The 24,291-nt window shown below is 67.0% G+C and carries 27 protein-coding genes; 16 read left to right on the top strand and 11 right to left on the bottom strand.

Going from position 1 to position 24,291, the window contains the following annotated elements:
- Positions 1 to 168: 168 nt before the first annotated feature.
- The 7 genes from petA to U1H82_RS00200 all read left to right on the top strand — a co-directional run bounded on the left by petA (position 169) and on the right by U1H82_RS00200 (position 5,679).
- The gene (gene petA, locus U1H82_RS00230) at positions 169 to 762 is read left to right on the top strand and encodes a ubiquinol-cytochrome c reductase iron-sulfur subunit (protein WP_322962923.1); all 594 of its coding nucleotides are present in this window, start codon (positions 169 to 171) and stop codon (positions 760 to 762) included.
- Positions 763 to 776: 14 nt separating this feature from the next.
- Positions 777 to 2,060, top strand: coding sequence for a cytochrome b (locus U1H82_RS00225; protein ID WP_322962922.1), 1,284 nt, complete (start codon positions 777 to 779; stop codon positions 2,058 to 2,060).
- Between the two features lie 27 nt (positions 2,061 to 2,087).
- The gene (locus U1H82_RS00220) at positions 2,088 to 2,936 is read left to right on the top strand and encodes a cytochrome c1 (protein WP_322962921.1); all 849 of its coding nucleotides are present in this window, start codon (positions 2,088 to 2,090) and stop codon (positions 2,934 to 2,936) included.
- A gap of 257 nt (positions 2,937 to 3,193) precedes the next feature.
- On the top strand, positions 3,194 to 3,730 hold the full coding sequence (locus U1H82_RS00215; RefSeq protein ID WP_322962920.1) for an adenine phosphoribosyltransferase: 537 nt from the start codon (positions 3,194 to 3,196) through the stop codon (positions 3,728 to 3,730).
- Positions 3,730 to 4,185 (top strand): tRNA (cytidine(34)-2'-O)-methyltransferase, encoded by a 456-nt coding sequence (locus U1H82_RS00210; protein ID WP_322962919.1) that lies wholly within the window; start codon positions 3,730 to 3,732, stop codon positions 4,183 to 4,185. Before U1H82_RS00215 ends, U1H82_RS00210 begins: the two co-directional genes overlap by 1 nt.
- 34 nt (positions 4,186 to 4,219) lie before the next feature.
- Positions 4,220 to 5,080 carry an oxygen-dependent coproporphyrinogen oxidase gene (gene hemF / locus U1H82_RS00205; RefSeq protein WP_322962918.1) on the top strand — a complete coding sequence of 287 codons (861 nt, stop codon included), beginning with the start codon at positions 4,220 to 4,222 and terminating at the stop codon, positions 5,078 to 5,080.
- A 5-nt stretch (positions 5,081 to 5,085) separates the two neighbouring features.
- Positions 5,086 to 5,679, top strand: coding sequence for a GNAT family N-acetyltransferase (locus U1H82_RS00200; protein WP_322962917.1), 594 nt, complete (start codon positions 5,086 to 5,088; stop codon positions 5,677 to 5,679).
- Here the strand turns inward: U1H82_RS00200 and U1H82_RS00195 are convergent.
- On the bottom strand, positions 5,663 to 6,415 hold the full coding sequence (locus tag U1H82_RS00195; RefSeq protein ID WP_322962916.1) for a hypothetical protein: 753 nt from the start codon (positions 6,413 to 6,415) through the stop codon (positions 5,663 to 5,665). The two genes, U1H82_RS00200 and U1H82_RS00195, sit on opposite strands and share 17 nt — an antisense overlap.
- A complete protein-coding gene (locus U1H82_RS00190; RefSeq protein ID WP_322962915.1) occupies positions 6,412 to 7,263 on the bottom strand; it encodes a glycerophosphodiester phosphodiesterase family protein in 852 nt (283 codons plus the stop codon). Before U1H82_RS00190 ends, U1H82_RS00195 begins: the two co-directional genes overlap by 4 nt.
- 168 nt (positions 7,264 to 7,431) lie before the next feature.
- Between U1H82_RS00190 and lipB the strand changes: the two genes are divergently transcribed.
- The 4 genes from lipB (at position 7,432) to U1H82_RS00170 (ending at position 11,462) form a co-directional block, all read left to right on the top strand.
- Positions 7,432 to 8,085, top strand: a complete 654-nt coding sequence (gene lipB / locus U1H82_RS00185; protein ID WP_322963754.1) for a lipoyl(octanoyl) transferase LipB — start codon at positions 7,432 to 7,434, stop codon at positions 8,083 to 8,085.
- A 90-nt stretch (positions 8,086 to 8,175) separates the two neighbouring features.
- Positions 8,176 to 8,445 (top strand): hypothetical protein, encoded by a 270-nt coding sequence (locus U1H82_RS00180; protein ID WP_175311538.1) that lies wholly within the window; start codon positions 8,176 to 8,178, stop codon positions 8,443 to 8,445.
- Between the two features lie 225 nt (positions 8,446 to 8,670).
- Complete coding sequence (locus U1H82_RS00175; protein WP_322962914.1) at positions 8,671 to 9,381, top strand: hypothetical protein; 711 nt, start codon at positions 8,671 to 8,673, stop codon at positions 9,379 to 9,381.
- Positions 9,382 to 9,599: 218 nt separating this feature from the next.
- Entirely contained in the window at positions 9,600 to 11,462 is a 1,863-nt protein-coding gene (locus U1H82_RS00170; RefSeq protein WP_322962913.1) for an ABC-F family ATP-binding cassette domain-containing protein, read from the top strand.
- A gap of 252 nt (positions 11,463 to 11,714) precedes the next feature.
- Here the strand turns inward: U1H82_RS00170 and U1H82_RS00165 are convergent, their stop codons facing one another.
- Both U1H82_RS00165 and U1H82_RS00160 read right to left on the bottom strand, forming a co-directional pair.
- Entirely contained in the window at positions 11,715 to 11,990 is a 276-nt protein-coding gene (locus tag U1H82_RS00165) for a DUF3297 family protein (RefSeq protein ID WP_322962912.1), read from the bottom strand.
- Positions 11,991 to 12,067: 77 nt separating this feature from the next.
- Positions 12,068 to 12,445, bottom strand: a complete 378-nt coding sequence (locus tag U1H82_RS00160; RefSeq protein WP_322962911.1) for a hypothetical protein — start codon at positions 12,443 to 12,445, stop codon at positions 12,068 to 12,070.
- Between the two features lie 141 nt (positions 12,446 to 12,586).
- Here U1H82_RS00160 and U1H82_RS00155 point away from each other — a divergent pair, with 141 nt between their 5' ends.
- A complete protein-coding gene (locus U1H82_RS00155; RefSeq protein ID WP_322962910.1) occupies positions 12,587 to 12,988 on the top strand; it encodes an EVE domain-containing protein in 402 nt (133 codons plus the stop codon).
- A gap of 201 nt (positions 12,989 to 13,189) precedes the next feature.
- Here U1H82_RS00155 and U1H82_RS00150 read toward each other — a convergent pair whose 3' ends face one another.
- Genes U1H82_RS00150 through U1H82_RS00140 form a run of 3 tightly spaced genes read right to left on the bottom strand, consistent with a single transcriptional unit; the run spans position 13,190 to position 15,821 of the window.
- Complete coding sequence (locus U1H82_RS00150; protein WP_322962909.1) at positions 13,190 to 14,008, bottom strand: shikimate 5-dehydrogenase; 819 nt, start codon at positions 14,006 to 14,008, stop codon at positions 13,190 to 13,192.
- A 54-nt stretch (positions 14,009 to 14,062) separates the two neighbouring features.
- Positions 14,063 to 15,103, bottom strand: coding sequence for an NAD(P)H-dependent flavin oxidoreductase (locus U1H82_RS00145; RefSeq protein ID WP_322962908.1), 1,041 nt, complete (start codon positions 15,101 to 15,103; stop codon positions 14,063 to 14,065).
- Positions 15,104 to 15,110: 7 nt separating this feature from the next.
- Positions 15,111 to 15,821 carry a c-type cytochrome gene (locus U1H82_RS00140; protein WP_322962907.1) on the bottom strand — a complete coding sequence of 237 codons (711 nt, stop codon included), beginning with the start codon at positions 15,819 to 15,821 and terminating at the stop codon, positions 15,111 to 15,113.
- Positions 15,822 to 15,938: 117 nt separating this feature from the next.
- Here U1H82_RS00140 and U1H82_RS00135 point away from each other — a divergent pair, with 117 nt between their 5' ends.
- Positions 15,939 to 16,829 carry a prephenate dehydratase gene (locus U1H82_RS00135; protein ID WP_322962906.1) on the top strand — a complete coding sequence of 297 codons (891 nt, stop codon included), beginning with the start codon at positions 15,939 to 15,941 and terminating at the stop codon, positions 16,827 to 16,829.
- Positions 16,830 to 16,962: 133 nt separating this feature from the next.
- Here U1H82_RS00135 and nudC read toward each other — a convergent pair whose 3' ends face one another.
- From nudC to U1H82_RS00120, 3 genes are read right to left on the bottom strand one after another with little or no spacing between them, the layout of a single operon-like run.
- Complete coding sequence (nudC, locus tag U1H82_RS00130) at positions 16,963 to 17,817, bottom strand: NAD(+) diphosphatase (protein WP_322962905.1); 855 nt, start codon at positions 17,815 to 17,817, stop codon at positions 16,963 to 16,965.
- Positions 17,814 to 19,127 carry a serine hydrolase domain-containing protein gene (locus U1H82_RS00125; protein WP_375339488.1) on the bottom strand — a complete coding sequence of 438 codons (1,314 nt, stop codon included), beginning with the start codon at positions 19,125 to 19,127 and terminating at the stop codon, positions 17,814 to 17,816. The genes nudC and U1H82_RS00125 overlap by 4 nt, the downstream gene beginning before the upstream one ends.
- Before the next feature lie 8 nt (positions 19,128 to 19,135).
- Complete coding sequence (locus U1H82_RS00120) at positions 19,136 to 20,185, bottom strand: A/G-specific adenine glycosylase (RefSeq protein WP_322962903.1); 1,050 nt, start codon at positions 20,183 to 20,185, stop codon at positions 19,136 to 19,138.
- Between the two features lie 26 nt (positions 20,186 to 20,211).
- Between U1H82_RS00120 and U1H82_RS00115 the strand changes: the two genes are divergently transcribed.
- From U1H82_RS00115 to U1H82_RS00105, 3 genes are read left to right on the top strand one after another with little or no spacing between them, the layout of a single operon-like run.
- Entirely contained in the window at positions 20,212 to 20,727 is a 516-nt protein-coding gene (locus U1H82_RS00115; RefSeq protein WP_175311549.1) for a DUF721 domain-containing protein, read from the top strand.
- Positions 20,727 to 21,434, top strand: coding sequence for a thioredoxin domain-containing protein (locus U1H82_RS00110; RefSeq protein ID WP_322962902.1), 708 nt, complete (start codon positions 20,727 to 20,729; stop codon positions 21,432 to 21,434). The genes U1H82_RS00115 and U1H82_RS00110 overlap by 1 nt, the downstream gene beginning before the upstream one ends.
- A 29-nt stretch (positions 21,435 to 21,463) precedes the next feature.
- The gene (locus tag U1H82_RS00105; RefSeq protein WP_322962901.1) at positions 21,464 to 22,204 is read left to right on the top strand and encodes a thioredoxin domain-containing protein; all 741 of its coding nucleotides are present in this window, start codon (positions 21,464 to 21,466) and stop codon (positions 22,202 to 22,204) included.
- 405 nt (positions 22,205 to 22,609) lie between these two features.
- On the opposite strand, the gene groL is transcribed toward U1H82_RS00105, so the two are convergent.
- Positions 22,610 to 24,250: a chaperonin GroEL gene (gene groL, locus U1H82_RS00100; RefSeq protein ID WP_322962900.1), complete on the bottom strand. Its 1,641-nt coding sequence runs from the start codon at positions 24,248 to 24,250 to the stop codon at positions 22,610 to 22,612.
- Positions 24,251 to 24,291: the final 41 nt, after the last annotated feature.

Raw genomic sequence — 24,291 nt, 5'->3', positions numbered from 1 at the left:
GGGCCCCAAGTGATTGGCCAAAGGGGATTGGCAAAGCCGGTGAAGCAAGGCTAACCTGACGCACCGTTCATCAAGGGCGGGCAAGACCAAGGCGGCGCATGACCGGGGATAATCCGGCACGACCGTCACAGCGTGGCGAACGCGAACGAAGGTGGAGGGACAGGACGAATGGCGATGACGGAGAACACCGTACCCCCCGGCGAGTCACCCAAGCCATTCGAGGAAGAGGTCCACGATCCGCGCCGCCGCGACTTCATCAACGTCGCCGCCGCATCCTTTGCGGGCGTGGGTGCGCTGGCGATCGTGTTCCCCCTCATCAATCAGATGAACCCCTCGGCCGACGTGCTGGCCCAGTCCACCACCGAGATCGACCTGTCGAAGATCGCACCGGGCCAGGCGATCAAGGCCAGTTTCCGCAAGCAGCCGCTGTTCGTGCGCAACCTGACGCCCAAGGAAATCGCCGAGGCCAATGCCGTGCCGCTGTCCGAACTGCGCGATCCGCAGACGCTGGCGGAACGGACCAAGCCGGGCAAGACGAACTGGCTCATTACGCTTGGCGTCTGCACCCATCTGGGCTGCGTGCCGCTGGGCGCGGGCGAGGGCGAGAACAAGGGCCCCTATGGCGGCTATTTCTGCCCCTGCCACGGCTCGGCCTATGACACCGCCGCGCGCATCCGAAAGGGTCCGGCGCCGAAGAACCTGTTCGTGCCCGATTATAAATTCGACAGCGACACGACCGTCACGGTCGGCGTGGCCGCTTAAGGGAGACCCAAGAGATGAGCTTTCCCTGGGCCAAACATTATCAGCCGAAACAGCCGGTCATGCGCTGGCTGGACGAGAAGCTGCCGCTGCCGCGCCTCGTCTATAATGCGGTGGGGGCCGGATATCCGGTGCCGCGCAACCTGAATTATTTCTGGAATTTCGGTGTGCTGGCGGGGGCCGCCCTTGCCATCCAGATCATCACCGGCGTCGTGCTGGCGATGCATTATGCCGCCAATGCGGGCGTCGCCTTCGACTCGGTCGAAAGCATCATGCGCGACGTGAATGCGGGCTGGTTCCTGCGCTATGCCCATGCCAACGGCGCGTCGATGTTCTTCATCGTCGTCTACACCCATATCTTCCGCGGCCTCTATTACGGATCGTACAAGGCGCCGCGCGAGATGGTGTGGCTCTTGGGCGTCGTGATCTTCCTCCTGATGATGGCGACCGCCTTCATGGGCTATGTGCTGCCCTGGGGGCAGATGAGCTTCTGGGGCGCGCAGGTCATCACCGGCTTCTTCTCGGCGATCCCGGTGGTCGGCGACACCATCCGCATCTGGCTGCTCGGCGGTTTCGCGCCGGACAATGCCGCGCTGAACCGCTTCTTCTCGCTCCATTACCTGCTGCCCTTCGTGATCGCGGGCGTCATCATCCTGCACATCTGGGCGCTGCATATTCCGGGTTCGAACAACCCGACCGGGGTGGACGTGAAGGGCGAGCAGGACACCGTGCCCTTCCACCCCTATTACACCGCCAAGGACGCGGTGGGCCTGGGCGTCTTCCTGCTGGTCTTTGCGGGGCTGCTGTTCTTCTTCCCCAATTACCTGGGGCATCCGGACAATTACATTCCGGCCAACCCGCTCTCGACGCCCGCGCATATCGTGCCCGAATGGTATTTCTGGCCCTTTTACGCGATCCTGCGTGCCTTTACCGCCGACTTCATCCTGCCCGCCAAGCTGTGGGGCGTGCTGGCGATGTTCGGGTCGATCCTGCTGCTGTTCTTCCTCCCCTGGCTGGACAGCTCGCCCGTGCGGTCGAACAATTTCCGGCCCAAGGCGCGGGTGGCGTTCTGGGTGCTGGTGGTCGACGTGCTGCTGCTCGGCTGGTGCGGCGGCTCGCCCGCGACGCCCTTCTTCATCATCCTCAGCCAGATCACGGCGGCCTATTATTTCCTCCACTTCCTGGTGATCCTGCCCTGGATCGCCCGGACGGAGCGCCCCGCGCCGCTGCCCAACTCGATCACCGAAGCCGTGCTGGCCAAGCATGGCGGCACAGCGCCCACCAAGTCGGCCCTGGCCTGACCCGAACCGAAAAGAGGATAGCTGAACATGGTTCGTGGCATCGCATTCCTGGTCGGGGCGGCCTTCACCCTGGTCCTCGCCATCGCGCTGTGGGGCAGCGTGTCGGGGCTCGTTTCCGACCCGCCCGCGCCGACGGCGGAGGAGGAATTCCACCTCCACCCCAAGGCGGCGCATCTGGCATCGGACGGCATTTTCGGCCGCTTCGACCGCCGCCAGCTCCAGCGCGGTTTCCAGGTCTATAAGGAGGTCTGCGCGGCCTGCCACTCGCTGCGGCTGGTGGCGTTCCGCGACCTGAAGGATCTGGGCTATAACGAGGCCGAGGTGAAGGCGATCGCCAACCAGTGGGTCATCGAACAGCCCAGCATCAACCCGGAGACGGGCGAGGCGACGACGCGCAAGAACGTGCCCGCCGATCACTTCCCCTCGCCCTTCGCCAATGAGGTCGCGGCGCGCGCGGCCAACAACAACGCGCTGCCGCCCGACCTGTCGCTGATGACCAAGGCGCGGCATGACGGCACCAATTATGTCTATTCGCTGATCGGCCCCGACGCCTATCGCCCGCAACCGGCCGAACTGCTGCGCAAGTTCCCGGATATGAAGACGCCGACCGGGCTGCACTACAATCCCTATTTCGCGAACCTCAACATCGCGATGCCACCGCCGCTGACCCAGGACGGTCAGGTGCAATATACCGACGGCACGCTCGCGACGCGCGACCAGATGGCGAAGGATGTCGCCGCCTTCCTGACCTGGAGCGCCGAGCCCAAGCTGGAATCGCGCCACGCGGCCGGCATCGGGGCGGTGATCTTCATCCTGATCTTCTGCTTCCTGGCCTGGGGCGCGTATCAGAATGTCTGGCGCGACGTGAAACACTGAGATCGGGCAAGCCCGTATGTGACCCTTGGGGCGGTTTCCGGTTGGGAGCCGCCCTTTTTATTGGCCAGTGTTGCCACCTACCCGTCTTTGCGAGCGTAGCGAAGCAATCCAGGGCGTCCTGATCTGGCTCTGGATTGCTTCGCTGCGCTCGCAATGACGGCGGAGTGTCATGGTCTTGCGCCCCGCTCGGCCTGAACGAACATGGGGCATGACCCCGCCCCCTTTACCCCTGCCCCCGGCGGGCCCATTACACCCCCATGAGCGCCAATGACGATCTGAAAGCCCTGATCCGCACCATCCCGGACTTTCCCAAGCCCGGCATCCAGTTTCGCGACATCACCACCCTGCTGCTCGACCCCAGCGGCTTTGCCCGCACGATCGAGCGCATGGTCGCCGCCACGCGCGGGCCCGTGGACCTGGTCGCGGGGATCGAGGCGCGCGGCTTCCTGTTCGCCGCCGCGCTGGCGGTGCCGCTGAACGCGGGTGTGCTGTTGATCCGCAAGGACGGCAAGCTGCCCGGTGCGACCATCGCCGAGGATTATGCGCTGGAATATGGCCAGGACCGGATCGCCATCCATGAGGATGCGCTGGTCCCCGGTGCCCGTGTCCTGCTGGTCGACGATCTGATCGCGACCGGCGGCACCGCGCGCGCCGCCGTCCGGCTGATCCGCAAGGCGGGTGGTGTGGTCGAACAGGCCCAGTTCCTGGTCGACCTGCCCGATCTGGGCGGCGCGGCGGGGTTGCGTGGCGACGGCATCACGGTCGACGCGCTGGTCGCCTTTCCGGGCCACTGATGCGCCTTGCCCTGTTCGAGCCCGATATCGCGGGCAATGTCGGCACGCTGATCCGCACCGCGACCTGCTTCGGCATGGCGGTCGACCTGATCGAGCCGATGGGTTTTCCCTATTCGGACCGCGCGCTGGCCCGCTCGGCCATGGACTATGCCGCCATGGCCGAGGTGGTGCGCCACGCCGATTGGGATGCATTCCGCGCCGTGACCCGCGGGCGGATCGTGCTGGCGACGACGCTGGGCGCGCTCCCTCTGCCCGAAATGGTGTTCCGGCCCGACGATGTGATCCTGCTGGGGTCCGAAGGCGCGGGTGTGCCGGAGGCGGTACATGACGCCGCCGATATCCGGGTCCGCGTGCCGATGCGCGAGGGCGTCCGCTCGCTCAACGTCGCGATAACCGGTGGCATTCTGATGGCGGAAGCACGCCGTCAGACTGGCTGGGACGCAATCACGGCTTGACCCCCCGCCCCGCCCCCGCCCAGAACGCGCACCGATGACCAGCCGCACCCCCGATATCGCGCTCGACGCCGAGCAGGACGCCGCCCGCCTCTGGTTCGAATCCTTGCGCGACCGGATCTGCGCCGCGTTCGAGGCGATCGAGCGGGAAGCGGGGTCCGAGGCGGCGTTTGAATATACCGCCTGGGACCGAACCGACCCCAGCGGCGAGCCCGGCGGCGGCGGCGTGCGCGGGGTGATGAAGGGGCGCGTGTTCGAAAAGGTCGGCGTCAACGTCTCGACCGTCGGCGGCACCTTCGAAGGGCCCTTTGCCAAGACCATCCACGGCGCGGGCGACGATCCGCGCTTCGTGGCCACGGGCATCAGCCTGGTCGCGCATATGGCGAACCCGCATGTGCCCGCCGTCCATATGAACACCCGCTTCCTGACCACCACCAAGCGCTGGTTCGGCGGCGGCGCGGACCTGAACCCGCCGCTGCCGATCGCGGAGGACACCGCCGATTTCCACGCCCGGCTGAAGGCCGCGTGCGACGTGCACGACCCCGACCATTATCCCCGGTTCAAGGCCTGGGCCGACGACTATTTCTACATCCCCCATCGCCAGGTGCATCGCGGCGTGGGCGGCATCTTCTACGACCATCTGGAGGGCGATTTCGCGGGCAACTTCGCCTTTACCCGCGATGTCGGCGAGGCGTTCCTGGACGTCTTCCCGCGCATCGTCCGGCGGCGCATGGGCCTGCCCTTCACCGAGGCGGATCGTGCGGCGATGCTGGCATGGCGCGGCCGCTATGCCGAATTCAACCTGGTCTATGATCGCGGCACGCTGTTCGGGCTGAAGACCGGCGGCAATATCGATGCGATCCTGATGAGCCTGCCGCCGCTGGCGACCTGGGAATAACCACGATGGCGCTGATCCCCGTCGCGTCCACCGAGGTCGCGACCATCGTCACCACGCTGGAGATGCGCGAGCGGCCAAGGCCCCGGCCGATGCCGCAATCGCCCTTGGGGCTCGTCGCCTGGGCCAAGCCCGATCCGGCCAAATACCGCACGCTCTTCACGCGGGTCGGCGCGCCCTGGCTGTGGTTTTCGCGGCTGGTGATGGACGATGCGACGCTGACCGCGATCATCCACGATCCCGCCGTCTCGGTCTTCGCGGTGGTCGACCGGGCAGGGATCGAGGTGGGCCTGCTCGAACTCGACCATCGCCAGCCGGGGGAATGCGAGATCGGCTATTTCGGGCTGATCCCCGAACTGGCGGGGCACGGCCATGGCCGCTGGCTGATGGCGCAGGCGCTGATGCGCGCCTGGACCGCCAAGGTCGAGCGGGTCTGGGTGCATACCTGCACGCTCGATCATCCATCCGCGCTGAATTTCTATCGCAGGCAGGGCTTTACGCCCGTGTCGCGGGCGATCGAGACGTTTCGCGATCCCCGTGCGCTGGGGCTGCTGCCCGAGGATGCCGCGCCGCAGATTCCCCGGCTTACGCCGCGCGATTGACCAGCCGGCGATAGGCCGCCACCGCGATCAGCGCCTGGGCCAGCCCCGCCGCCATCGCCACCGCCGCCGCCCCCCCCTGAAGCAGCGCAAGCGCGACCGGATTGCCCCCGCCATCGCCCTCCACCACCGCGATCAGCGCGAGGAAGGGCTGCGCGGCGAGCATCCCGCCCAGATAGATGAAGGACGCCAGCGCCGCCATCGACAGCCCCGCGCCGCGCGTCAGCACGACCGACCGGGTCAGCGCCGCCATCGCCGCCATCCGCTGCTCGGCGAACAGCACCGGGCCGACCAGCAACAGCCGTCCGGCGACATACAGCCCCGGCAGGATGTAGAGCAGCATCCCCGCCCCCACCGGCAGCGCGACCAGGATCATCGCCAGCAGGAAGCGCGGCATCATCTTCAACGCGCGGGCCAGCGCCTCGCCCACCGTCACCGACCCGCCGCTCAACTGCAGCGCCAGGATCGCCGCCGTGCCGATCAGCCCGATCGCATAGGTCGCGAAATACCAGCCACCATATTGCCCCGCCCAGGCCCCGACCGAATCGACCCAGGCCATGGCCCGCGCCGTCGCCTCGCCGCCGTCCGTTTCGGGTAGCGGCGGCGCGGGGACGAGCAGGCCGAGCGCAAAGGCGGGCCAGAACAGGAACGGCGCGGCCAGCCGAAGCAGCAGCGAACGGTCCCGGCGGAACAGGCCCCAGGCGTCCCGCAGGGTGGCGACGACATCCAATCCCATCACAGCGACGGCGAACCGTCCTCCATCCGGTGCGCCTCATCCCCGACCGCCGCCACATAGAGCCGCGCGACGAAGACATAGGCCAGCGTCATGAAACCGGCGCTGACCACCGAGCCCAGCAGAGCGGCCAGCCCGACCACCGTAGGCGCCTGGTCCGCCCCCAGGACGAGGCGCAAGGCCGCGCCGGTGACGCCCTGCACCGCCAGCATGGCGACCAGCATGACGATTCCGAACAGCAGGAAGACGCCGATCAACCGCCAGGTCAGCCCCTGCGTCAGCGCGACCGAACGGCGGATCGCCCCCAGCCCGCGCCGCTCGTTCAGCACCACGGCATAGACCAGCACCAATCGCGCCGCGAGCCACAGCGACAGGCCCGCGACCACCAGGATATAGAGCGTCACGAACAGCGCCGTGCCGCCGCCCATCGGCGGGAATTTGCTGGGATCGCCCTTGGCCGCGACCACGGCGGCAAGATTGAAACCCGACAGGCCCAGCACCACGATCAGGACCAGCATGACCAGCGCGAAGGCGACGCCGATCACGATGGCGACGCCCAGCACCGCCCCGAGGTGCCGGAACCCGGCGCGCGACGCTTCCGCGCTGGTGGTCGCCGGGTGGGTGGCCAGCGCCATGATCGCCAACTGCCCCCAAATGCCCAGCACCACGCCGAAAAGGGTCAGGGCAAGCGACGCCAGGCCGGGTGCCGCGCCGGGCGTGGAATTCGGCAGGAGCAGGATCTGGAGGATGCTGGGCAGGACGAAGCCGATCGCGGCAAAGGGCACCATCATCCCGGCCCTGCCCGCCAGCACCTGCTGCGTGCTGTCCCACACGGTTCCGATCCTGACGGTCATGCTACCTCCCTTGATCGGGCCACCCCGCCCGCCTGTCGCCGCCTGCCTACCGCATTGCCGCACGCAAAGCCATCATGGCCGGGGTGGGCGCGCTGGCATCGGGCCCCGGCGCTTGCATCGGCGTCGGCGCGGGCGCAAGGAACCGGGATCGTGACCCATATTCCCGACATGCCCGATATCGAATGGCGGATCAGTCCGGGCCTGACCCCCTATGACCAGTCGCTCGCCGAAATGGAGGCGCGCGCAGCCGCCGTCGCGGCGGGCGAGGCGCGCGAACTCGTCTGGCTGCTCGAACATCCCCCCGTCTATACGGCGGGGACCAGCGCCGATCCGGTCGAGCTGGTCGATCCGCGCTTTCCGGTGTTCCAGACGGGGCGCGGCGGCAAATATACCTATCATGGCCCCGGCCAGCGGACCGGCTATCTGATCCTGGACCTCAACAAGCGCGGACGCGACGTGCGGCATTTCGTCCATACGCTGGAGGACTGGCTGATCGCGGCACTTGGGCGGCTGGGGGTGAATGCCTTTCGGGCCGAGGGGCGCGTGGGCATCTGGACGCGGGACGGCGGGCCCGAGGCAAAGGTCGGTGCGATCGGGGTGCGGGTGCGCCGCTGGGTCACGCTGCACGGCTTTGCGATCAACGTCGCGCCCGATCTTTCGCATTTCGGCGGAATCGTGCCGTGCGGCCTGCCGGAGTTCCCGGTGACCAGCCTTTTTGCGTTAAACGGCGTCAAGTCGTTGGAAACCTTTGACGAGGCGCTTGCGTTCAGCTTTCCGGCTTTCCTCAAGACCCTCGCACCGGTCCGACAAAACGAGGCTTGAGGACCAGGCGGTATCCGATTAATGTCCACCCCGATTTGGGTAATAGGGCCAGCAAGCCGTTCCAAATCCTTATTATCAAGGGAGCTTCCAATGCGTGCAATCATCTCCAAGGTCCTGACGGGCTCGATCATCGCCGGCGCGGCGCTCGCGGTTTCGGCTTGCGGCTCGAAGACCGAGAACACCACCGACGCGAACATGACCACCGAAATGAACGCTTCGGAAGGCATGGACACCGCCACCGACAACATGACCGCCGTCGACGGCACCATGAACGGTGGCATGATGGCCAACGACACCATGTCGAACGACATGATGATGGCCAACGACACGATGACCACCAACGCGACCAACGCGATGTAATCATCGTTGGGGTCATCCCCGACGAAAGGGGCCGTCCGGGCGACCGGGCGGCCCCTTTTTCATGCCGCCATAACGCGCGGAAAACCGCGATTTTCGCTACCCTTGCGTAACGACCGACCTGCCTGGCCAATCGTCGCGAATGTTCGATTTCCATTTGGGTAAAGACGCAAAAAGCGTTATGTTTCGGGACGCTCGAAGGCCCTACGGGGGAAGGATCGGAACACAATGAAGGTGGTGCGTACCGCGCTGGTCGCTGGCGCGGCGTTTTGGGGGATGGGTGCTGCGGCACCCGCATCGGCGCAGTTCTTCCTGCAACCCTATAATTTCCAGGGAAAGCCCGTTCAGGGCGACGAACCCGGCATCGGCCAGCCGCTGCCCGGCGCGACTCCGGCGGAGTTGCGCGCGGGACTGCTGTGGAACATGCGGGCGGCGCTCAACGTCGCGGCGTTGCAATGCCAGTTCGAACCGATGCTCTCGACCGTCGCCAATTATAACGCCGTGCTGAAGGATCATGAGGGCGAGCTGAAAGGTGCGTTCGACACGCTCGGCACCTATTTTAAGCGGACCAAGAAGTCGGTGAAGGAAGGACAGAGTGCGCTCGACCAATATGGTACGCGCACCTATGCCAGCTTCTCGTCGGTGTCGGGGCAGCTCGGTTTCTGCACCACGGCGGCGTCGATCCTGCATCAGGCGGTCTTCACCCCGCGCGGCCATCTGGGCGAGCTGGCGGTCGACCGGATGCGCGAGTTGCGCAACAGCCTGGTGCCTTACGGCGAACAGCGTTTCCCGCGCTATATCGGCCGCGAACAGCATATCGTCGCGACCATGCCGCGCCTGGATGCGCTGTGCTGGAACAAGCGGGCCGAATGGGTCGCCAAGAAGTGCGGTGCCCAGAACTGGCCGCCCGCCGGCGCGACCAGCCTGGCGGCGCGCTGAACGACGAACATGACGCTTGGAAAGGGTCGGGATCATCCCGGCCCTTTTCGTTTATGCGCCCTGCACCGTCATTGCGAGCAGAGCGAAGCAATCCAGGGTCACGGGCAAGACGCTCTGGACTGCTTCGCTAAGCTCGCAATGACGGCCGAGGTTTGACGCCGGACAAGGACCATCACGTCCCTCTCCCCTTTCGCGCCGGAATTTGCTAGGCGCGCGCCATGCTCAATCTGAACAGCATCACCGTGCGCCTGGGCGGCCGCACGATCCTCGACGGTGCATCCGCCGCGCTCCCCCCCGGCAGCCGGGTCGGCCTGATCGGTCGCAACGGCGCGGGCAAGTCGACGCTCGTCCGCGTGATCGCGGGCCAGCTGGAGGCCGATGACGGCGCCTGCGAAATGCCGAAAGGCGCACGCCTGGGCTATATCGCGCAGGAAGCTCCCGACGGCACCGCCACCCCGTTCGAGACGGTGCTGGCCGCCGACATCGAACGCGCCGAACTGATGGAGCGCAGCGAGACCGAGGGCGATCCGGAGAAGCTGGGTGACATTTACGAACGGCTGATCGCGATCGACGCCTATACCGCGCCCGCCCGCGCCTCCAGCATCCTGCAGGGCCTGGGCTTTGACGAGGCGATGCAGGCGCGGCCGCTGTCCAGCTATTCGGGCGGCTGGAAGATGCGCGTGGCACTCGCCGCGCTGCTCTTCTCCGCGCCCGACGTGCTGCTGCTCGACGAACCGTCGAACCACCTCGACCTCGAAGCGGTGATGTGGCTGGAGGATTTCCTGAAATCCTATCGCGCGACGATCCTGCTGGTCAGCCACGAGCGCGACTTCCTGAACAATGTCGTCGACCATATCCTGCACCTGCAGAACGGCAAGGTGACGCTCTATCCGGGCGGATATGATTCGTTCGAGCGCCAGCGCGCCGAGCGCATGGCGCAGCTTGCCGCCGCCAAGGCGAATCAGGAGGCACAACGCGCCAAGTTGCAGGACTATATCGCCCGCAACTCGGCCCGCGCCTCGACCGCCAAACAGGCGCAGAGCCGCGCGAAGATGCTGTCCAAGATGCAGCCTATCGCCGAGATGGCGAACGACCCGTCGCTGTCCTTCGACTTTCCCGACCCCGATCAGTTGCGCCCGCCGCTGATCACGCTGGACCTGGCCAGTGTCGGATACGCGGACACGCCGATCCTGAAGCGGCTGAACCTGCGCATCGACCCGGACGACCGGATCGCGCTGCTCGGCCGCAACGGCAACGGCAAGACGACGCTCGCCCGCCTGCTCGCCGCGCAGCTGACGCCGATGGAAGGCGACATGAATGCGAGCGGCAAGATGCGCGTCGGCTATTTCACCCAGTATCAGGTGGAAGAACTCGACACCGACGACACCGCGCTGGAGCATATGACCCGCATCATGCGCGGTGCGACCCCTGCGGCGGTGCGGGCGCAGCTCGGGCGGTTCGGCTTTTCGGGGGACAAGGCGACGACCAAGGTCGGCAAGCTGTCGGGCGGCGAGCGCGCGCGCCTGGCGCTGGCGCTCATCACCCGCGATGCGCCGCACATGCTGATCCTCGACGAGCCGACCAACCACCTGGACGTCGACGCGCGCGAGGCGCTGGTCCAGGCGCTCAACATGTACAAGGGCACGGTCGTGCTGGTCAGCCACGATCGCCACATGCTGGAGATGACGGCGGACCGTCTGGTGCTGGTCGACAATGGCACGGCGAAGGAGTTCGACGGGTCGCTCGACGATTATATCGCCTTCGTCCTGAAGGGCGATGCGGGCCAGGGTGACGCCGCGTCCAAGGCGGATCGGGCGGCGAACAAAAAGGCCTCGGCCGAGCAGCGCGAACGCTTCAACGCGATGAAGAAGGCGCTGCGTGGTATCGAGGACGAGATGGCCAAGCTGACCCGCGAACGCGATGCACTGGACAAGGCGATGAACGACCCGGCATCGGCCGAACCGCGTCATGCCAGGCTGTCGATGGGCGAGCTGAACAAGCGCCGCGCCGAAGTGGTCGACAAGCTGGCCGAGGCGGAAGCGCGCTGGATGGAAGCGGGCGAGGCGATGGAGGCCGCGTAAGCCGCTCCCCCGTTCGCACTGAGCGACGTCGAAGTGCAGGGAGGGATTCCCGTGGGCTTCGACTTCGCTCAGGCTGAACGGGAGTTGGGGCCGAGCCAACAACCCAGGCCTGTTCCCCGGCGAAGGCCGGGGTCCAATTCCCGCTAAGCCGGTGGCGCGCTAGCCGGGGCATGGGAGGAAAAACCACCCCACCCTCGACAATCCACCGCCACTGGACCCCGGCCTTCGCCGGGGTACGCTCGGTAATTAGGCTTACGCTTCTTCCGAACCTTCGGCGGCGGCGCCATCGGCCGGATTCTCGATCCACGCCTCGACCTCGCCGGTCAGCTTCAGGGTCAGCGGGCGGCCGTGACGGTCGACCTTCTTGCCCAGCGCGACGCGAATCCAGCCTTCGGAAATGCAATATTCCTCGACATCGCGGCGCTCATTGCCCTTGAAGCGGATGCCGACCCCACGCGAGAGGAGGTCCTGGTCGAAATAGGGGCTGTCCGGGTTGGTGGACAGGCGATCGGGAACGGTATCGGTCATACCCCGCGCCTTAACGCCGAGTCGGGCATGCTGCCAAGAAAAAGCGGCGCCGGAATGATCCGACGCCGCCCTTGCGATCAGTTACAGACCCGCACCTGGACATTGCGGCCCCAATAGGGGTCCCAGCGCCAGTCGTTCCAGCAGCGCGGCCGATAATCCTGATACTCATAGACCACCGGCGGGGGCGGCGGCGCGTAATAGGGATCATAGCCGCGATCATAATAATAATTGCGATCGATATAGCGGGGACGGTTGCTGCTCGCGATGGCCGCACCGACACCCAGCCCGACGATGCCGCCGAGCAGCGCGCTCGCCACCGCATCGCCGCCGCGATCACGGTGATAATAGCCGCCCCAGCCACGGCCCCAACGCTGGGCCTCGGCGGGGGCCGCCGCGGTCAGCGCGGTCGCCGCCAGAGCGACGCCCAACCCCATTTTCTTCAAAACTCCGTTCATACCGAACCTCCGATCCTGACACGCCCGGTCCGCTGATGGCAAAAACGCGCACGCGGCGTCCGTGTTGCCTTCCCTGCCACTATCGGGCTGAATGGACATGGAATGTGGTGTTTAGTCGAGGTTCATGAGGGAGGCGCGGAGATGGCCTATTGGCTGCTGAAGTCGGAAGCCGACAGCTATGGCTGGGACGATCTGGTCCGTGACGGGCGAACCGAGTGGGACGGCGTGCGCAATGCCGCCGCCGCCAAGCATCTGCGCGGCATGACACCGGGCGATTCGGCGCTGTTCTATCATAGCGGCAAGGACAAGGCGGCGGTCGGCATCGTGACCATCACCCGTGCCGCCCGGCCCGATGGCGATGCTGGCCGCTGGGTTTCGGTCGAGGTTGCGGCCGACCGCCCGCTACCCCGCCCGGTGACGCTGGCGGCGATGAAAGCGGAAGCGACGCTCGCCGAGCTGCCGATGCTCCGCCAATCGCGGCTGTCGGTATCGCCGGTCGGTGACGCCGAATGGGCGGCGCTGATGGCGATGGCCGGGCTCTAGAGAAGGATGACATGAGCTGGAATCGTCATTGCGAGCGTAGCGAAGCAATCCAGAGCGTCTTGCCCGGACACTGGATTGCTTCGCTACGCTCGCAATGACGGATTGGGTCAAACTGATGTCATCCCGCGCTAAATCCTCCCCATCCGCGATGGGGAGGGGGACCATCCGAAGGATGGTGGAGGGGCAGCGCAGCGAGAGCTCTCAGCCGAGGCTATAGGCGTAATCGGCCGCCTCGCGCACCTGGTCGGGCGTCGGGCGCACGCCGGTATACAGGATGAACTGCTCCAGCGCCTGAATCGTCGCGACCTGGGTGCCGGTAATCACCCGCTTGCCCAAATCCCGCGCGACCGACAGGAAGCGTGTCTCCGGCGGATATTGCACCACGTCGAACGCGATCTCGGCCTGCGCGATCATCGTCTGGGGAAAGGCGAGCTGGTCCTCGTCGCCGCCGGTCATGCCGATCGGCGTGACGTTGATGAGCAGCGGCGCGCCCTTGCCCAGTTCGCTCGCCCACGCAAAACCGTAAAGCGCGGCGAGCGGCCGACCGACGGTCTCATTGCGCGCAACGATGGTGCCGGTCGCAAAGCCCGAATCGCGAAGCGCCGCCGCCACCGCCTTGGCCATCCCGCCCGAGCCGCGCAGGACGAAGGGCGTGGCCGGGTCGATATCGGCGATCAGTTCGACGACCGCCGCATAGTCCGTGTTGTAGCCGGTCAGCCGCCCATCATCATTGACGATGGTGTTGACGCTGTCGATCGCCGCCGCCGACCCCGCCAGACCGTCGAGCAGCGGGATCACCGCTTCCTTGAACGGCATCGAAATCGCGCAGCCACGGATGTTGAGCGCCCGGATACCCCCGACCGCGCCGGGCAGATCGGTCGTGCTGAACGATTTGTAGACATAGTCGAGCCCGGTCAGCTCATAGAGCCGGTTGTGGAAACGCGACCCGAAATTGCCGGGCCGCGCCGACAGCGACATGCACAGCCGCGTATCGCGACCGATGGGAGGTTTGCCAGTCATGACCGGGGGGATAGCCCAGCCGCGCGACGGACGCACCCCCTGGTGGAAGGCCGATCAGCCCCGCATCTCGTCCGCGATCCGGCGGACCAGGGCGGCGGCGGGCATGGCGCGGGCGAGCGGCGCGCCCTGCCCCGCCCATTGCGCGCCATACCCCGCCTCACCCCGCGCCTTGGCGGCGGCGTTGAGCGCCTTTCCCGCATCATAGGCGATCGGATAATCGGGGACAGCGGCTGACAGCCGCTCGCCCAAAGCGGTGAAGCGGTTGGGCAGGCAGCGTGCGGGGCGGCCGGAAATGACGCGGGTCATCACGGTATGCGCGGCCCCCTCGCCCATCAGCGCGGCGCGATAGGCCTGATCCGCCGCACTCTCGGGACAGGCGATGAAGGCGGTCCCGAGCTGCGCCGCCACCGCACCCAGCGCCCGCGCCGCCGACACGCCCGCACCGTCCATGATCCCACCCGCCGCGATCACGGGCAGGCCGATCTGCGTCGCCAGCAACCGGGTCAGCGCCAGCGTGCCCAGCCGATCGTCGCGCGCCTGCGGATCGAACACCCCGCGGTGCCCGCCCGCCTCATAGCCCTGCGCCACCAGCGCATCGATCCCGGCGCGCTCGGCCGCCCGCGCCTCGGCCAGCGAGGTGACACTCGCCAGCAACAGGCATCCGGACTGCTTCAGCGCGGCGATGCGGGGGGCATCGGGCAGGCCGAAGTGAAAGCTGACCTCCGCCGGTTTCGCCGCGACCAGCAGCGCCAGCATCGCATCGTCCTGCGCAAAGCTCTGATAGATGGTGCGCAGCGCTGACGGCGGTGCGGCGTCATATTCGGCAAAGGCAGGGCGAAGCGCGTCGCACCATGCCGCCTCCCGCACCGGATCGGATATGGGCGGCGCATGGACGAAGAGATTGACGTTGAACGGCCGATCGGTCCGCTCACGCGTCTCGGCGATCATCCGCGCCGCAGCGGCCGGATCGCTCGCCCCGAGCGCGATCGCGCCCAGCCCGCCCGCGTCGCTGACCGCCGCCGCCATGGCGGGCGTCGACACCCCCGCCATCGGCGCCTGCAGGATCGGCACGTCCAGGGTCAGGCGGTCGAACATGCCGGGATCAGCGCGGCGCCTTGGCCCCCTCGATAGCGGCCTGGGGATCGACCGAGGGCGCGCCCTTGGCGGGCGTGCCGGTATTGGCGATCGATCCGGTGTCACCGCGCGGATCATCCTCGACCTTCTTGACCGCCGCATCCGCGCCGTTGGCGGGCGCGTCGCCGGCCGCCGGTTCCGCCTTGGCGGCAGGGGCGGCGGGCAGCGGCAGATTCGATCCTTGCTGGTTCAGATACAGGATCACGTTGGCGCGGTCCTGCGGATTGGAGAGCCCGGCAAAGGTCATCTTGGTGCCGGGCGCGAATTTGCGGGGGCTGGTCAGCCACGCATTCATCTTGTCCCAATCCCATTTGCCGCCGACCGCCTTCAGCGCGTCGGAGAAGGCGAAGCCCGCCTTACCTTGCGCGATCGCCTCGCCCATGGTGGCATAGAGATTGGGCCCGATGCCGTTCGCGCCGCCCTGGTTGATGGTGTGGCACGCGGCGCATTTCTTGAAGACCTCGGCCCCCTTGGCCGCATCGGCGATCGGCAGCAACGAGGCGATCGGCACGTCGGCGGCACCGCCGCCGGAACCCTCGGCCTCCACGCCCTCGATCGCATAACCCATTTTTTTGGGGCGTTCTTCGTGGAAGATCATGCCGCCGACGATCGAAAGGCCCAATGCCGTGCCTGCCGCACCCAGCACCCATCCCGCGATCGTATTGGTCTTTAGGTCCATCGCTTTTCGCTGCCCCGCCAATATCTCTCCTGAACCCGGACCTTAGGTGCGGCTTTCGCGGACGGCAAGTTCTGCTTCCCTTGATCGCATGGCCCCACCGCTTTACGCCGCGTCGCCATGGAAAATTACGCCGCCCCCGCCCGCCCCATCGTCGAGGCGATGACGAACGCCGCGCTGGCCGAGCCGCATCGCGCCGTCGCCTTTCAGGGCGCCCCCGGTGCCAACAGCCATGTGGCGGCGACCGAGGTGTTTCCGGACGGCCTGCCGCTCCCTTGTTTCGATTTCGCCGACGCGTTGGATGCGGTGAAGAACGGCCATGTCGACCGCGCGATCATCCCGATCGAAAATTCGCTGCATGGGCGCGTCGCCGACATCCATTTCCTGCTGCCCGAATCCGGGCTGGTGATCGTCGGCGAGCATTTCCTGTCGATCCGCCACGCCCTGATGGCGACCGGCGGGCGCGACGAACTTGTCGAGGCGATGAGCCACCCGCAGGCATTGGGCCAATGCCGCCACTGGCTTCGCGCCCATGGCATCCGCCCGATCGCCTATGCCGATACGGCGGGTGCCGCGGCGCGGGTGGCGGAGATGGGCGATCCCCGCATCGCCGCACTCGCCCCGCCGCGCGCCGCCCAACTCTATGGCCTGAACCTGCTGGCCGAGGATATTTCGGACGGCGAGCGCAACATGACCCGCTTCGTCGTGCTGGCGCGCGGCAGCCAGCCGCCGGTCGGCGACGGCCCGTGGATGACCAGCCTGATCTTCGAGGTGAAGAATATCCCCGCCGCGCTTTACAAGGCGATGGGCGGGTTCGCGACCAACGGCGTCAACATGACCAAGCTGGAAAGCTATCAGCGCGGCGGCAGTTTTGCGGCGACGGAATTTTATTGCGACGTGGTGGGCCGCCCCGGCGAACCGGCCTTCGACCGCGCGATCGAGGAACTGGGGTTCCACAGCAAATGGGTGCGGATGCTGGGGACCTACGCGCAGGCGCGGCAGCGGGGGTAGCTTATTCCTCCCCTGCAAGGGGAGGTGGCAGGCCGGAGGCCTGACGGAGGGGTGTCAACGCCAGCAAGGAGGCCCCTCCACCACCGGGCTACGCCCGGCGGCCCCCTCCCCAAGCAAAACTTGGGGAGGAACATCAGGCTGCCCATTCCTTCAACAGCGTATGCGCGATCGCATAGGCTGGCGGCACCCCGAAACGCGAGGCATCCCCCGCCAACGCCGCGCGAACCTCGTCGCGGGACACCCAGATCGCGTCCTCCAACTCGGTCGTGTCGATGGTCAGCCGATCGTCGAGCGCGGTCGCGACGCACGCGATCATCAGCGACGAGGGGAACGGCCAGGGCTGGCTTGCGATATAGCGCACGTCGCACACCCGGACGCCCGCTTCCTCGAACAATTCGCGCGCGACCGCTTCCTCGACCGATTCGCCGGGCTCCAGAAACCCCGCCAGCGCCGAATAGCGCCCCGGCGGAAAGGCGGGCTGGCGGCCCAGCAGCGCACGGCCGTCATGCTCGGCGATCATGATGACGACCGGATCGACGCGCGGGAAATGCTCGGTGCCGCATGCGGGGCAACGCCGCCCCCAGCCCGCCCGGAACGGCTGCGTCGCCGCACCACATTTCGCGCAAAAGCCATGGCGCGCATGCCAGTCGATCACCGAGCGCGCCGCCGCATAGGTCGCCGCCTCACCCGCTTCCAGCGCGTGGAGCCCGGCGATCATCTCGGACGAGCGGCCCACCGCCGCTTCGCCGGTCAGCCGCGCGAAATGCGGCACCCCGTCCTCGAACCCGAGCAGGACATGCTCCTCCGGCACCGCGCCCGGCGGAATCGCGGTCCAGCCCAGCCGTCCATCCGCCATCTCCGGCTGATAGTCGTTCAGCACCAGCAGCCGCGCCGCCGGATCGGCCAGTGCCGCCGCAAAACCCGCCGGATCGTGGCGCAGCGGGTCGGCGCGGTCGAGCCGCCCGCCGGTAAAGCCGATCCCCGTCACTTCGCCATCCGCCCCAGGTCCTGATACAGCGCCGCCGCCAGATCGCGACGCAGCGGATAGCGATCGGCCGGGAAGTAATTGACCATCACGACCCCGCGCATATGCCGGGTCGGGTCGACATAGGCGATCGTGCCCGCCGCCCCGCCCCAGCCATAGGTGCCCTTGCCCGGCCCGCCCGGCGTATCGGCCAGCGTCACCGATCCCCCTGCGCCAAAGCCGGTCGGCACCTCGCCGCCGCTGCCCCCGGTCGCGCCCGATACGGAACCATAGGTAACCCCGGCGGGCAGCAGGTTCGACATGGCGAGCCGCACCGTTTCGGGCTTCATCACCCGAACGCCGTCCACTTCGCCGCCATTCTGGAGCATCTGGAGGAAGCGGTCATAATCGCGCGCCGACATGACCAGCCCCGCGCCACCATAAGGAAAGCTGGGCGCCTGGCGGAAGACCGAGGTCGCCGCCGGATCGATCGGCACCATCTGGTCCCCCAGGAAGGTATAGTTGCTGACCAGCCGGTTCGCGGCGCTGGCGGGCACCTGCCAATAGCTGTTATTCATCTTCAGCGGGGTGAAGAGCCGGGTCTGGACGAACCGTTCGAACGGCATGCCGGACACCTTCTCGACCACCGCCGCCAACACGTCGAGGCCGATCGAATAGCTCCACTTGGTCCCTGGCTCGGCGATCAGCGGCAGGGTGGCGACGCGTTCGGCGAATTGCTGGAGCGTGGCGGGACGGGTCGGCCGGACCGACGCCTCGACCTGCGCATTGGCGGCAAAGGGCACGATGCCCAGCCGCTCATATTCCTTCAGCAACGGCCCCTTGGTCGTGATGCTGTAGCCCAGGCCCGCCGTATGGGTCATCAGGTTGCGGATGGTGATCGGCCGGGTCGCCGGGCGGCTGTCGAGCGAGGCCTGCGGGTCGGTCAGCACTCGCATCCGCTTATAGGCCGGGTAGATATCGGACAGCGGCTGATCGAGTTTCAGCTTGCCCTCCTCGATCAGGATCATCGCGGCCATGGCGGTGATCGGCTTGGTCATCGAATAGACGCGCCACAAACTATCCGGCCCGACGGCGGGGGCGTTGGGCTCGATGCCGGTACGCCCGGCCGAGACGAAGACGGTCGGCTGGCCCTGCATACCGATCGCCGCGACGATGCCCGGCATCTTGCCGGTGCGGACATAGGTATCGAACAGCGCCTGGGTCGCGGGCAGCCGCACGGCGCTGGCCTGCACGCTGGGTCGCGCGACCTGGGCCGGGGCGGCGGCTCCCAACAAGGTCAGCATCACCCCGCCCGTCATCATCACTCGGCGCATCATCGGCATCAGGCCCTTTTCAAACGATCGGCTGCCCGCGCGAACAGTGTGGGCAGGCCCGCGGTTCCCAGATCGGCAATGGGCCACCATTCGCCCGCCGCCGAATCATCCGGCTCGCCCTCTGCCCTTGCGAGCGCCAATTCCAGTTCGAAATGCGTAAAGCCATGCACGACCGTCTCGTTGAGCATCGTCCATGGTCCCTTGCCCGGCGCATCGGCCAGCCCCGGCCGGTCATCCGTCCAAGGCCCGGTGGGCAGCGCGCGCATCCCGCCCAGCAACCCCTTGTCCGGGCGGCGGACCAGCCAGACCTTCCCCGCCCGTTCGATCCAGAAGACGGTGCCGTGGCGATAGGGCCGTTTCTTCTTGGGGGCCTTGGCGGGCAGCGTGTCGGCGATCCCCTCGGCCCGCGCGCGACAGTCCACCGCGATCGGGCAGAGCAGGCATTGCGGCTTCTTCACGGTGCAGATGGACGAGCCCAGGTCCATCATCGCCTGGGCAAAGTCGCCCGCACGCGCATCAGGCGTGATGCGGTCGGTCGCCTCGCGGATGGCGGGCCGCGCGGCGGGCAGCGGGGTCCGGATCGCGAACAGCCGCGCGACGACCCGCTCGACATTGGCGTCCACCACCACCGCCCGCTCGCCGAACGCGATCGCCGCCACCGCCGCCGCCGTATAGGCCCCCAGCCCCGGCAGGTCGCGCAACGCCGCCTCGGTCAACGGAAAGCGGCCATCATGCTCGGCGACCACCGCGCGCGCCGCCTTCACCAGATTGCGGGCCCGCGCATAATAACCAAGCCCCGCCCAGGCGGCCATGATGTCCGCGTCCGACGCCGCCGCCAGGCTGGCCACGTCGGGCCAACGCTCCGTCCAGGCGGTGAAGCGCGGAGTCACCGCCGCCACCGTCGTCTGTTGCAGCATCACCTCGGACAGCCAGACCCGATACGGATCGGGCGTCTCCCCCGGCTTCGCCCGCCAAGGCAGGTCGCGGGCATGACGGTCGTACCAGGCGAGCAGCCGGGCGGCAGGATTATCGGGCGATGATGAAAGCTTGGCGTCCACCCGCCCGCTATGGCATGGGGACGGATATGAGCAAGCGCGTCCGCGCCCCCCAGGAGCCGCCCCCCCGTTCCAACCGCCCCCGCGCGGTGTCCGAACTGCTGCCCGCCATCGGCGGCGCGGCCTTTCGCCGTTTCGGTTTCGTGCAGAGCGCCATCGTCAGCCGCTGGCCCGATATCGTCGGCCCCCGCCTGTCGACCGCCAGCGCGCCCGAATCGATCCGCTTTCCGCAGGGCGAGAAGCAGAATGGCGTGCTGACCCTGGTCGTGCGCGGCGCGCACGCGCCGATGATGCAGCATATCGCGCCCGAGATCATCGAGCGGGTGAATCGCTTCTTCGGCTATCCGGCGGTCGCGCGGTTGCAGATCCGCCAGGGCGAACTGCCGATGGCCGCCCCCAAGCGCGCCGCGCCGCCCAAGCCGCAGCCGGTGCCGCCGGAGATGGGCGACGGTCTGCGCCAGATCGCCGATCCGGAGCTTCGCGCCGTGCTCGAATCGCTTGCCGCAGGCGTCGCTGCGACGCGCGGCCTTCCCAAGGTGTCGTGATGCGTCTTTTCCTGTCGCTGGCCGCGCTCGGCCCTGTGCTGGGCCTCGCCCTGTCCGCCAGCTCGGCCGATGCCGCGCAAGCCCAGCGCAAGGGCGTGAACTGGGCGACCCATATCACCCAGACGCCCGCCGGGGCCTATGTCATCGGCAATCCGGCGGCGCGGGTGAAGCTGGTCGAATATGTCAGCTATACCTGCCCGCACTGCGCCGACTTCACCACCCAGTCGGCCCCGGTGCTGAAGGATCAGATGGTGCGGTCGGGTTCGACCAGCATCGAGATTCGCCATTATATCCGCGACCGGCTCGATCTGGCCGCCGCGCTGATCGCGCGGTGCGGCGGGGCGGCCACGTTCGCACGCCTGAACGACACGATCTTCGCGCAGCAGCGCGACTGGCTGAAGCGTGGCATGGAGTTCGATCAGGCCAATGCCCAGCGGATCGGCGCCTATCCCCCCGCCGCCCAGATGCGCGCCGAGGCCGATGGGTCGGGGCTGACCACAATCGGCAAGAGCGCCGGGCTGACCGAGGCGCAGATCACCGCCTGCCTTTCCGACCGCGTCGCGACCGACCGGATCATCGCGATGACCACGGCGGCGCCCGATACGATCGAGGGCACGCCCGGCTTCTTCATCAACGGCAAGCAGGCGATGGGCGTCTTCACCTGGGAAAAGCTGCTGCCCCTGTTGCGCGCTAGCGGCGCCCGCTAATCCCTTCTTTTTCCTCGGAGCATATGTCGATGAAGTCTCGCCTTCTCCTCCTCGCCCTTCCGCTCGCGCTCGCCGCCTGCGGTGGCGGCAATGGCGACGCGAACAGCACCGCCCCGGCCGCCTCACCGCTGCCCGCCGTGCCTGCGCCTGCGGGCCAGGACTGGACCCAGGTGGTTCACCGGACGGCCGAGGGCTTTGTGATGGGCAACCCCAATGCCCCGATCAAGCTGGTCGAATATGGCTCGCGCCTGTGCCCCGCCTGCGGTGCCTTCGCACGCGAGGGCTATGAGCCGCTGGTCAATACTTACGTGAAGTCGGGCAAGGTCAGCTGGGAATTCCGCGAATTCCTGATCCACGGTGCGCCCGACCTTCCCCCGGCGCTGCTCGGCGTCTGCGCGGGCGAGGCGACCTTCTTCCCGATCCTGGAGCAGATGTACCAGTCGCAGCAGGGCTTCAACGACAAGCTGATGAAGATGAGCCCCGAGCAGCAAAAGGCGCTTCAGACCGCCAAGCCGGTCGACGTCATCAAGGCGCTGGCCGACCAGATGGACCTCATCAACTTCATCAAGCAGCGCGGCATCCCCGAAGCCAAGGCGCGCCAGTGCCTGAGCGACATGAAGGAAATCGACCGCCTGACCAAGCAAACCCAGGATCGCGGTGCCGACGGCACGGTGACGGGCACGCCGACCTTCATCCTGAACGGCAAGCCGCTCAAGGGCGCGATCAGCTGGACGGACGTCCAGGCCGCGCTGAAGAACGCGGGCGCGTAAGCGCTTCGGTTTCGGACCGGGACAAGGCGGTCGGACGAAGGTCCGGCCGCCTTTTTTCATGCCTGCGCTGCCCGAGGGAGTCCGAAACGCTATCATGTCCCAGCGTCATTGCGAGCACAGCGAAGCAATCCAGAGCGTCCTGCCCGGACACTGGATTGCTTCGCTACGCTCGCAATGACGGCGAATTGATACGCCTCTGCGCCCAATTCGCTCACACCGAGCCAGGTCAAAGCCCCCCAACCAACCAGGCCCCGCAATTCCCGTAGCATAGGCTGAACGGAGGGCGGTGAGGCAGAACGAAAAAGGGCCCGAGGATCGCTCCCCAGGCCCTTCTTTCTTGGCTGTGCCGCAAGGACAGGCCAGTCCGGTTCCCGGCGGGTCGCCCCGCCGGTCCCCAGGTCCGACTTAGAAGTCCATGCCGCCCATGCCGCCCATGCCACCACCGGCGGGCATGGCGGGCTTGTCTTCGGGCAGCTCGGCCACGGTGGCTTCCGTGGTGATGAGCAGGCCTGCGACCGACGCCGCGTTCTGGAGCGCGGTGCGCACGACCTTGGTCGGGTCGATGACGCCAGCCTGGACCAGGTTCTCGTACGTGTCGGTCGACGCGTTGAAGCCGAACGAGGTGTCGTTTTGGTCGAGCAGCTTGCCCGACACGACCGCACCGTCATGACCGGCGTTCTGAGCGATCTGGCGAACCAGCGCGGTCAGCGACTTGCGAACGATGTCGATACCACGGGTCTGGTCGTCGTTGACGCCCTTGACGCCGTCCAGCGCCTTGGTCGCGTACAGCAGCGCCGTACCACCGCCGGGGACGATGCCCTCTTCGACGGCCGCGCGGGTCGCGTGCAGTGCGTCGTCGACGCGGTCCTTGCGCTCCTTGACCTCGACTTCGGTCGCACCGCCGACCTTGATCACGGCGACGCCGCCAGCGAGCTTGGCCAGACGCTCCTGGAGCTTCTCGCGGTCGTAATCGCTGGTGGTGTTCTCGATCTGCGCACGGATCGCCTCGGTGCGGCCCTTGATCGCTTCGGCATCACCCGCGCCATCGACGATGGTGGTGTTGTCCTTGTCGATCGTGACGCGCTTGGCGGTGCCCAGCATGCCGACGGTGACGGTCTCGAGCTTGATGCCCAGGTCTTCCGAGATCAGCTCGCCCGCGGTCAGGATGGCGATGTCTTCCAGCATCGCCTTGCGACGATCGCCGAAGCCCGGTGCCTTGACCGCTGCGACCTTCAGGCCGCCGCGCAGCTTGTTGACGACGAGCGTGGCCAGAGCCTCGCCCTCGATGTCCTCAGCGATGATGAGCAGCGGACGGCCCGACTGGACGACGGCTTCCAGGATCGGGAGCATCGCCTGCAGGTTCGACAGCTTCTTCTCGTGGATCAGGATGTACGGATCGTTCAGTTCGACCGTCATCTTTTCCGGGTTGGTGATGAAGTAGGGCGACAGATAGCCGCGGTCGAACTGCATACCCTCGACGACGTCGAGCTCGAAATCGAGACCCTTCGCTTCCTCAACGGTGATGACGCCTTCCTTGCCGACCTTTTCCATGGCTTCGGCGATCTTCTCGCCGACTTCACGGTCGCCATTGGCCGAGATGATGCCGACCTGCGCCACTTCCGACGAACCCGAGACGGGCTTCGAGCGGGCCTTGATGTCCTCGACGACCTTGGTGACGGCGATGTCGATGCCGCGCTTCAGGTCCATCGGGTTCATGCCGGCCGCGACCGACTTCATGCCCTCGCGGACGATCGCCTGGGCCAGGACGGTCGCGGTGGTGGTGCCGTCACCGGCGATGTCGTTGGTCTTCGACGCCACTTCGCGCACCATCTGGGCGCCCATATTCTCGAACTTGTCCTTCAGTTCGATTTCCTTGGCGACCGAAACGCCGTCCTTGGTGATGCGCGGGGCACCGAACGACTTGTCGATCACGACGTTGCGGCCCTTCGGCCCCAGCGTGACCTTGACGGCATCGGCGAGGATGTCGACGCCCTTCAGAATGCGCTCACGCGCGTCGCGCGAAAACTTGACTTCCTTGGCTGCCATGGTGGCTACCCTTTCGATCTGGAATTGTCAGAAAAACGGGA

The sequence above is a fragment of the Sphingomonas fuzhouensis genome (assembly GCF_034659795.1).
Lineage (GTDB): Bacteria > Pseudomonadota > Alphaproteobacteria > Sphingomonadales > Sphingomonadaceae > Sphingomonas > Sphingomonas fuzhouensis.
Note: the sequence above shows the minus strand (reverse complement) of the source record. Positions and strands in the feature narration are given on the sequence as shown.

Coding starts and splice junctions, on each gene's coding strand:
- petA (WP_322962923.1), top strand. CDS start 169: ATGGCGATGACGGAGAACACCGTACCCCCCGGCGAGTCACCCAAGCCA.
- U1H82_RS00225 (WP_322962922.1), top strand. CDS start 777: ATGAGCTTTCCCTGGGCCAAACATTATCAGCCGAAACAGCCGGTCATG.
- U1H82_RS00220 (WP_322962921.1), top strand. CDS start 2,088: ATGGTTCGTGGCATCGCATTCCTGGTCGGGGCGGCCTTCACCCTGGTC.
- U1H82_RS00215 (WP_322962920.1), top strand. CDS start 3,194: ATGAGCGCCAATGACGATCTGAAAGCCCTGATCCGCACCATCCCGGAC.
- U1H82_RS00210 (WP_322962919.1), top strand. CDS start 3,730: ATGCGCCTTGCCCTGTTCGAGCCCGATATCGCGGGCAATGTCGGCACG.
- hemF (WP_322962918.1), top strand. CDS start 4,220: ATGACCAGCCGCACCCCCGATATCGCGCTCGACGCCGAGCAGGACGCC.
- U1H82_RS00200 (WP_322962917.1), top strand. CDS start 5,086: ATGGCGCTGATCCCCGTCGCGTCCACCGAGGTCGCGACCATCGTCACC.
- U1H82_RS00190 (WP_322962915.1), bottom strand. CDS start 7,263: ATGACCGTCAGGATCGGAACCGTGTGGGACAGCACGCAGCAGGTGCTG.
- lipB (WP_322963754.1), top strand. CDS start 7,432: ATGCCCGATATCGAATGGCGGATCAGTCCGGGCCTGACCCCCTATGAC.
- U1H82_RS00180 (WP_175311538.1), top strand. CDS start 8,176: ATGCGTGCAATCATCTCCAAGGTCCTGACGGGCTCGATCATCGCCGGC.
- U1H82_RS00175 (WP_322962914.1), top strand. CDS start 8,671: ATGAAGGTGGTGCGTACCGCGCTGGTCGCTGGCGCGGCGTTTTGGGGG.
- U1H82_RS00170 (WP_322962913.1), top strand. CDS start 9,600: ATGCTCAATCTGAACAGCATCACCGTGCGCCTGGGCGGCCGCACGATC.
- U1H82_RS00165 (WP_322962912.1), bottom strand. CDS start 11,990: ATGACCGATACCGTTCCCGATCGCCTGTCCACCAACCCGGACAGCCCC.
- U1H82_RS00160 (WP_322962911.1), bottom strand. CDS start 12,445: ATGAACGGAGTTTTGAAGAAAATGGGGTTGGGCGTCGCTCTGGCGGCG.
- U1H82_RS00155 (WP_322962910.1), top strand. CDS start 12,587: ATGGCCTATTGGCTGCTGAAGTCGGAAGCCGACAGCTATGGCTGGGAC.
- U1H82_RS00150 (WP_322962909.1), bottom strand. CDS start 14,008: ATGACTGGCAAACCTCCCATCGGTCGCGATACGCGGCTGTGCATGTCG.
- U1H82_RS00145 (WP_322962908.1), bottom strand. CDS start 15,103: ATGTTCGACCGCCTGACCCTGGACGTGCCGATCCTGCAGGCGCCGATG.
- U1H82_RS00140 (WP_322962907.1), bottom strand. CDS start 15,821: ATGGACCTAAAGACCAATACGATCGCGGGATGGGTGCTGGGTGCGGCA.
- U1H82_RS00135 (WP_322962906.1), top strand. CDS start 15,939: ATGGAAAATTACGCCGCCCCCGCCCGCCCCATCGTCGAGGCGATGACG.
- U1H82_RS00125 (WP_375339488.1), bottom strand. CDS start 19,127: ATGCGCCGAGTGATGATGACGGGCGGGGTGATGCTGACCTTGTTGGGA.
- U1H82_RS00115 (WP_175311549.1), top strand. CDS start 20,212: ATGAGCAAGCGCGTCCGCGCCCCCCAGGAGCCGCCCCCCCGTTCCAAC.
- U1H82_RS00110 (WP_322962902.1), top strand. CDS start 20,727: ATGCGTCTTTTCCTGTCGCTGGCCGCGCTCGGCCCTGTGCTGGGCCTC.
- U1H82_RS00105 (WP_322962901.1), top strand. CDS start 21,464: ATGAAGTCTCGCCTTCTCCTCCTCGCCCTTCCGCTCGCGCTCGCCGCC.
- groL (WP_322962900.1), bottom strand. CDS start 24,250: ATGGCAGCCAAGGAAGTCAAGTTTTCGCGCGACGCGCGTGAGCGCATT.